We start from the raw sequence: 6,955 nt of genomic DNA on the forward strand, positions 1-6,955 counted from the left end.
TTAAACAATCGTTTATGTTGTCAGAAATAAAAAGATATACAGTTACCTCCGCCTTGCCCTATGCAAATGGTCCGGTTCACATCGGTCACCTGGCTGGTGTGTATGTGCCATCTGATATTTTTGTAAGATACCTGAGGTCCAATGAAAAAGAGGTAGCGTTTGTCTGCGGCAGCGATGAACATGGGGTGCCTATTACAATCAGGGCCAGGAAAGAGCGTGTTACCCCTCAAAAGATTGTTGATAAATATCATGAGATTATAAAAAGGTCGTTTGAGGAATTCGGAATCAGCTTTGACCATTACTCCCGTACATCATCGGAAGTGCATCACAGCACCGCGGCAGATTTGTTCAAAAGACTATACGATGACCATAAATTTGTAGAAAGGACCTCTGAGCAATATTACGATGAGAAGAACCAGGAATTTCTGGCAGATCGTTACATTATGGGAACGTGTCCCAACTGTGGCTATGAGGATGCGTATGGCGACCAATGTGAGAATTGTGGGACTTCTTTGAGCCCTTCGGAATTAATCAATCCGAGATCCGCTATCAGCGGTGAGAAACCGGTACTGAAGGAGACTAAACATTGGTTCTTACCACTCAATGAGTATGAGACATGGCTCAGGGAGTGGATTCTGGAAGGGCACAAAGAGTGGAAATCCAATGTGTACGGGCAGTGTAAATCATGGCTTGATCAGGGATTGCAACCCAGGGCCATGACCCGGGATTTGGATTGGGGTATCAAGGTGCCGATCGAGGGCAACGAAGGAAAAGTGCTTTACGTTTGGTTTGATGCGCCCATCGGATATATTTCTGCGACCAAAGAATGGGCAGATGCTAATGGAAAAGACTGGCGGCCTTACTGGCAATCCGAAGATACCAAGCTCATACATTTTATCGGTAAAGATAACATTGTTTTTCACTGCATCATATTCCCGGCCGTTCTAAAAGCCCTGGGAGATTTTATTATGCCGGACAATGTGCCTGCCAATGAATTTATGAACCTCGAGGGCAACAAAATATCCACCTCCCGCAACTGGGCGGTTTGGTTGCACGAATACCTGGATGATTTTCCCGGGAAAGAAGATGTTCTAAGGTATGTATTGTGCGCCAACGCGCCTGAAACCAAGGACAATGATTTTACCTGGAAAGATTTTCAGGCACGCAACAACAATGAGTTGGTAGCGATTTATGGCAATTTTATCAATAGGGCCGTGGTACTGACCCACAAATATTTTAAAGGTGAAGTACCCCCTAAGGGCCGTCTTACCCCGGTGGATGAGCAAGTGATCGACAAATTACTGACATTTCCGGAAGAAATAGGAAAATCGATCGAAAATTATAAATTCAGGGATGGCTTAACACAAATGATGGATTTGGCCAGGCTGGGCAATAAATATCTGGCCGATACCGAGCCCTGGAAATTGATCAACGAAGATGAAGAACGGGTACAAACCATCCTGAACATCAGTTTGCAAATCGCGGCCAATCTCGCCATCGTGTCGGAGCCGTTTTTGCCATTCACCGCTAAAAAACTGTACGATATATTAGGTTTGAAAAACCCAACCTGGGCACAGGCCGGCAATACTACCTTGATCGATTCCGGTGATCACATCAACGAGGGGGAGCTTTTATTTGAGAAAATCGATGATAACATCATTCAGGCACAGATTCGGAAATTGGAAGAAACCAAAAAAGCCAATGAAATTGCCAGTAAAACGATTACCCCCGCTAAAGGCGAAATAGCCTTTGATGATTTTGTTAAGATGGATATGCGGGTGGGCACTATTAAGTCCGCAGAGAAGATTAAAAAATCAAAAAAGCTTTTGAAGTTAACCATAGATACGGGGCTGGACGAGCGGATTGTAGTCAGCGGTATTGCTGAATACTATGATCCTGATGCTATATTGGGCAAACAAGTTTGCATGTTGGTTAACCTCGCCCCCAGGGCTATCATGGGTATCGAGTCGCAAGGCATGATCCTGATGGCTGAAAATCCGGACGGATCGCTGTCATTTATCAAACCCGAAAAAGCCATGGAAAACGGGGGGGTAATTAGCTAAAGGTGTTTGATCCGGCCCTCAAACAAGTCGTATAATTCCTCGTTGCTGAAACCATCGATATTTTGGCTGAAATAGACAGGCAGTTTTATCTGACGCTCCGCCGCCTTTTTCATGCCTTCTGTAGCAAGCAGGTTGACCAGTGTAATACCTGCTACAGAAGAAATCGGCCCGGTGAGATTGCCATCTATTCGCATTAATCCGTCACCTGAAGGAACATGATTGTCCAGAACGATGTCAACGATTTCAAACAGCTTCTTTCCGCTGGAGTGTCTGGAAGGATATTTTTTTGATTGTGTCAGTGAGGTGATTCCAATGACCTTTAAGCCCTCGGATTTGGCCCGCATCGCCATTTCAATAGGCATGGCGTTTCTTCCGGAGTTGGAAATAATGATCATTACATCCTTTGCATGAATTTTGTGTCGATCCCAGATGATATTGGAAATTCCCTCAATCCGTTCTATTTCGGCACTGCGCCTCGCACCCTCGCTGGTCATTACAATGCTGTCCAGCATGGCATTTACGTTGGCCAGCCCCCCGGCCCGCACGAATAATTCCAGTCCTATCATGTGCGAATGCCCTGTACCAAAGGTATGGATCAGTCGATCATCAATTAAAGTTTGGGCGATCCAGTCAGCCGCCAGATTGATGTTTGCAGCCTCGTCACGCACCATGGTGTCCAAATGCGCTTTGATTTTATCCAGATATTCAAACATGTATTATGGTTTCTAGACTTTGATGAAAATTTTCTTTTTGTAGAGGATGTAAGTAGGTATGTAAATAATTAACATATATAGAATGGCATAACAAAGAGACGCGAGTTTGGAAGAAAAACCAATGCCGGTGGCCGTTTTCATGAATAGCTCATTTAACCCCACACCACCAAATACATTATCATAAAATATCAATGTCAGCATTCCGGCCAAAACATAGGAAGCGATAGCATTGGCGCCGTAAATCCTGCCTAATGTTGTCCATCTTTTGATACCCATCATGTCTACAATCAACATAAAAGCAGCCAGGCTCAGTGCCGCCAGCCCTGAAGTATACATCACATACGAGCTTGTCCAGATGGGTTTATTGATAGGAAAAAACCAATTCCAGATTCCTCCAACGACCACCATCGCCCATCCTGAAAAGAATATCCAGGTAAGTTTTTTGAAATCATCTTTGATGTCTAAAATAATTCTTCCTATCAGCATGCCGGTGATTCCTGTAACGATCGCCGGGAAGGTGCTCAGCATTCCTTCAGGATCCCATGTTTTTTGCCAGAGCACGCCCGGAAGCAGCTTGTTATCGATAAAATGAGCCCAGTTTTTTTCTGGTACTGACAAGTCAGGCGCTCCGATGCCAGGTACGGGTAGGTATGCCATGATAATCCAGTATGCCAATAAAATACCTGCCCCAATTTTCAGTTGTTGTTGCCAGTTTGTATACAAAAACAGCATACCACAAGGCAGAAATACCAATGCTATACGTTGAAGTACCCCCGCCCAACGCACAGAACTGAAATCAAAATCAGGCCATAGCCAAAGGAAAATACCCAGGGCGAATATTTTCAGACTTCTCATTACTATTTTTTTCACAAGATCCCCTTTATCCGCCTTTTTATCCAGCCTTTTTTGATAAGCGAGGGCGATAGAAACACCGACGATAAAAAGGAAAAACGGGTAGATAAAGTCTGTGGGAGTGACCCCGTTCCAGTCTTTGTGTAGTAATGGTGCGTAGACATGGTCCCATGAACCCGGATCATTGACGATGATCATAGCCGCAATGGTAAAACCTCTCATGGCATCCAGTGAGATCAGGCGGTGACTTAAGGATGAAGACATTGATTTTAATTATTTATTAATAGTTGTAGATAGACCCGACCGGCCTGTGGTGTTAAAACATTTGGCTTTAATCGTACCACCCGCAAAGTTAAAAGCGCCGTCGTACAAGTTGGCTGTTGTGGTTGGCTCACTACCATCAGTTGTATATCTGATGATTAGTCCGGGGTAGGCAGTATTCATATATATCATCCCGTTGTCCTCCCTGATACCCGGAGGGGGTATTCTGTAATCATAACCTCCATGCCAATTTGCCAGCTTCTCAAATTCCTTTTGACCGAGGGTATTGGCAAACCTGTTCCAATCCTCATTGATTAATGCCAGTCTTTTATCAGCATCCGGCTCATTTCCCCAGGATGCCTGACCCTGCCATGCCCTGTGAGCAAATCCAAGCAATTTAGGTAATATGTAGTGTTCAAGCATGTCACTGCCTCTGACGGTTTCACTCCATAATTGTGCCTGAAGGCCTACGATGTTTTTCTTCCCTTCCGGGCTCAGTCTTTCCATGTCTTTGAAATCCACCTCAGGATTAAATTTTCTACCCATATTGTCTTCAGTGGTAGACAAAAACAGGTTTTCGGGAATAAATTCAAAGGCATCTCTTGTATCGTTGAAGCCCGCCCAATAGAGCCCCGGTTCACGTGGATCTTTATTGTAGGCAAGGTCAAAGTAGAAGTTGGTGACATTGCAGAGAATAACAGGATAACCCCTGTTAGCAATCTTATAGCCCAGATCCTGCAGCCCCCATAAATTGTTCCAGATATATGGGTACACTTTTTTATCTGTAAAACCGGTATTGGTAAACCACTCATTTTTGTCGTCATATTCCATCACCACTTCCTCCCAGCCACCAATGTCCAGCCCCTTTTTATTAATGATCTCCGTCAGACGGGTAAAGAAGTGGTTCTGCAGATTGCGGGAGTTTTTTATTTCGGGAAAATTCTTGAGATATTCTTTACAAACCGGTGACTCGCTCCATGGCCCTGGTGGTACTTCATCACCTCCGGTATGGATCATTTTGAGTGGAACATCCACTTCTTTATACAGCTCAATGATGTCATCCAACACCACTTCGTAAAAATCATAAACCGCATCCTGGCAAACACAGGCAATATTATCAGTGTAATGTTGGGCCGATAGATAAACGGATTTATCATCCGGATCGATAAGTCTGTATTGAAGGGCTTCTTTTTCTTTCCCTGCTTTCATTAGCCGGTGATACCTGTATTCCATCGCTTTGATAGCTGCCCTCGCATGCCCCGGAAGGTTCACTGACGGGATGACTTCTATGTGCCGCTCTTTTGCATACTTGATGATTTCCTGGAAATCGGCCCTCGTATAATAGCCGTTTCCATAGGAATTGGGATCTTCGGCAAATGGCCCTGAGCCGTAAGATGGCTGAAGGTGCAGGCTGTCGTTTAAGGTATGACCCCTTTTGGAAGAAATCTGTGTTAATTCCGGGAGTTCTTCGATCTCCAGTCGCCATCCCTCATCTTCGGTAATATAGATTAAAAGCTTGTTAAGCTTATAGTGCCCCATGATATCCAACACCCTTAAGATGGTTTCTTTGGATTGAAAGTTTCTGCTGACATCAATATGCAAACCCCTGTAACCATAGGCTGGCTGATCGCTTATCTTACAGGTTGGAAGGGTCGACCCGTCTTCTTTTTTTTCAATGAGCCCGATGAGTGTTTGCATGCCATAAAAAACACCCGCCGGATCTTTTCCGGTAATTTGTATTTTTTCATTGTCAACCGTGAGCCGGTAGCCTTCTGCTGCTGGGATGGAAGTATTTATTTTCAAATCAATGGTGGCACTTTGCCCGGTTTCCGGCAGTAAGGTTGTATTGAGGTTAAAGTTTTTATCAAGCGTTGCAAGCAGATAAGCGGCCTCATTTTGCAGCGCCTTATCTGCCTGTATCGTGCTGCCTCCGGCTAGTACAAACCGGTTTTTTCCTTTTGAATAAGAGGCGGGAGCTGGTATAACCGGGTACAATTCCTCAGGCGCAAGCCGGGTAACGGCCAGGTTTTGATTATACAGGTAATCTGCTGTGGGGATGGGTTCCGCGTCGTAGCTGCTTCGATTAATCTGGTCAGGAGTTTCAAATTTTTCCACGGTGTAATCTTCTACCACTTTGATGGTCTCTTCACCGTTGTTGTTGATTACCATGTAAACTCCCACCGGGGCATCACCCTCCTTGATCATCCATTCCGAAGCCGTCAATTTAATTTTTACAGACTCATTTTCTGCCAGACTAAAACCAGGTAGCAGCCGCATTTGGTAGAAATCTCCGTTGATTTGCACAATTTCCACGGATTTTTCGGATTCGACGTTAACAACGCCCCGGGGCGACTGATTCCAGTACAATAACCAGTTATCCCGAAGGATACCATTACCAGTATTGGTAATGGTAAAAATAGCTTCATGCAGTGAATACCCGGCTTGTTCAAAATTCTTCTCCAACTTCCAGCTAAGCTTAATATTGGTTATTTCCTCTTTAGAAGAGCATGAGCCCAGGATAAGAAAAACATGGAATATCAAAGCAATAGGCAAGAAACGGTTGATTCTGGTATTTTTTATTGTCATACTTGCTAAGTTTTTTGTCTCTTTCGGATAAAAAAAAGCATAATTTTTGATCCATTCAAGTGTTTCAGACAGTTCATATACTTCTCTTTGTAATCCATATTAACCTGCGTATTTAATACGTTGTCAGCCTTGTCAATAATACGCCTCTTCAGGCCTATCGGGCCATTGGAGCATAGGGTTTATCTTTTCTAAGCCGATAGGGGCTGTTAACGTGATGTTTTTTTCAAGTGATTTGTTGTTTCGCTTAAACTTTGATTTAATTGAGGTTACAACACCTTTTCCAATATGGGTAAAGAGAAGCAGGGAATAAAAGTGTTTAACAACTTTCATGTTAAAAAATTAAGTTGATAAAAGTAACAATTTAGTAATGAAAATGAAAGGTTGTGCACGAACCAATAGTTGTTCCGGGTTTCAGGGTTAAAAGTATGGCGCAAGCGTCGCGTGGCTGTTGCACAACGTTTTCAACAAAATTCTTAGTGT

4 protein-coding genes are annotated in these 6,955 nt (G+C 43.8%); 1 reads left to right on the forward strand and 3 read right to left on the reverse strand.

The annotated features are described in order from the left end of the window. Positions 1–14: 14 nt before the first annotated feature. Positions 15–2,063, forward strand: a complete 2,049-nt coding sequence (gene metG, locus AC04NP_RS10825) for a methionine--tRNA ligase (RefSeq protein ID WP_482859758.1) — start codon at positions 15–17, stop codon at positions 2,061–2,063. Here the strand turns inward: metG and AC04NP_RS10830 are convergent. The 3 genes from AC04NP_RS10830 to AC04NP_RS10840 are packed head-to-tail and all read right to left on the reverse strand — an operon-like array spanning position 2,060 to position 6,475. Beyond that, positions 2,060–2,776 carry a sugar isomerase domain-containing protein gene (locus tag AC04NP_RS10830; protein WP_482859759.1) on the reverse strand — a complete coding sequence of 239 codons (717 nt, stop codon included), beginning with the start codon at positions 2,774–2,776 and terminating at the stop codon, positions 2,060–2,062. The genes metG and AC04NP_RS10830 overlap by 4 nt on opposite strands. A gap of 12 nt (positions 2,777–2,788) precedes the next feature. Then, positions 2,789–3,892: an acyltransferase family protein gene (locus AC04NP_RS10835; RefSeq protein WP_482859760.1), complete on the reverse strand. Its 1,104-nt coding sequence runs from the start codon at positions 3,890–3,892 to the stop codon at positions 2,789–2,791. A gap of 9 nt (positions 3,893–3,901) precedes the next feature. Continuing rightward, the gene (locus tag AC04NP_RS10840; protein ID WP_482859761.1) at positions 3,902–6,475 is read right to left on the reverse strand and encodes a family 20 glycosylhydrolase; all 2,574 of its coding nucleotides are present in this window, start codon (positions 6,473–6,475) and stop codon (positions 3,902–3,904) included. Positions 6,476–6,955 lie beyond the last annotated feature (480 nt).

The sequence above is a fragment of the Agaribacillus sp. DX54 genome, from assembly GCF_056858335.1.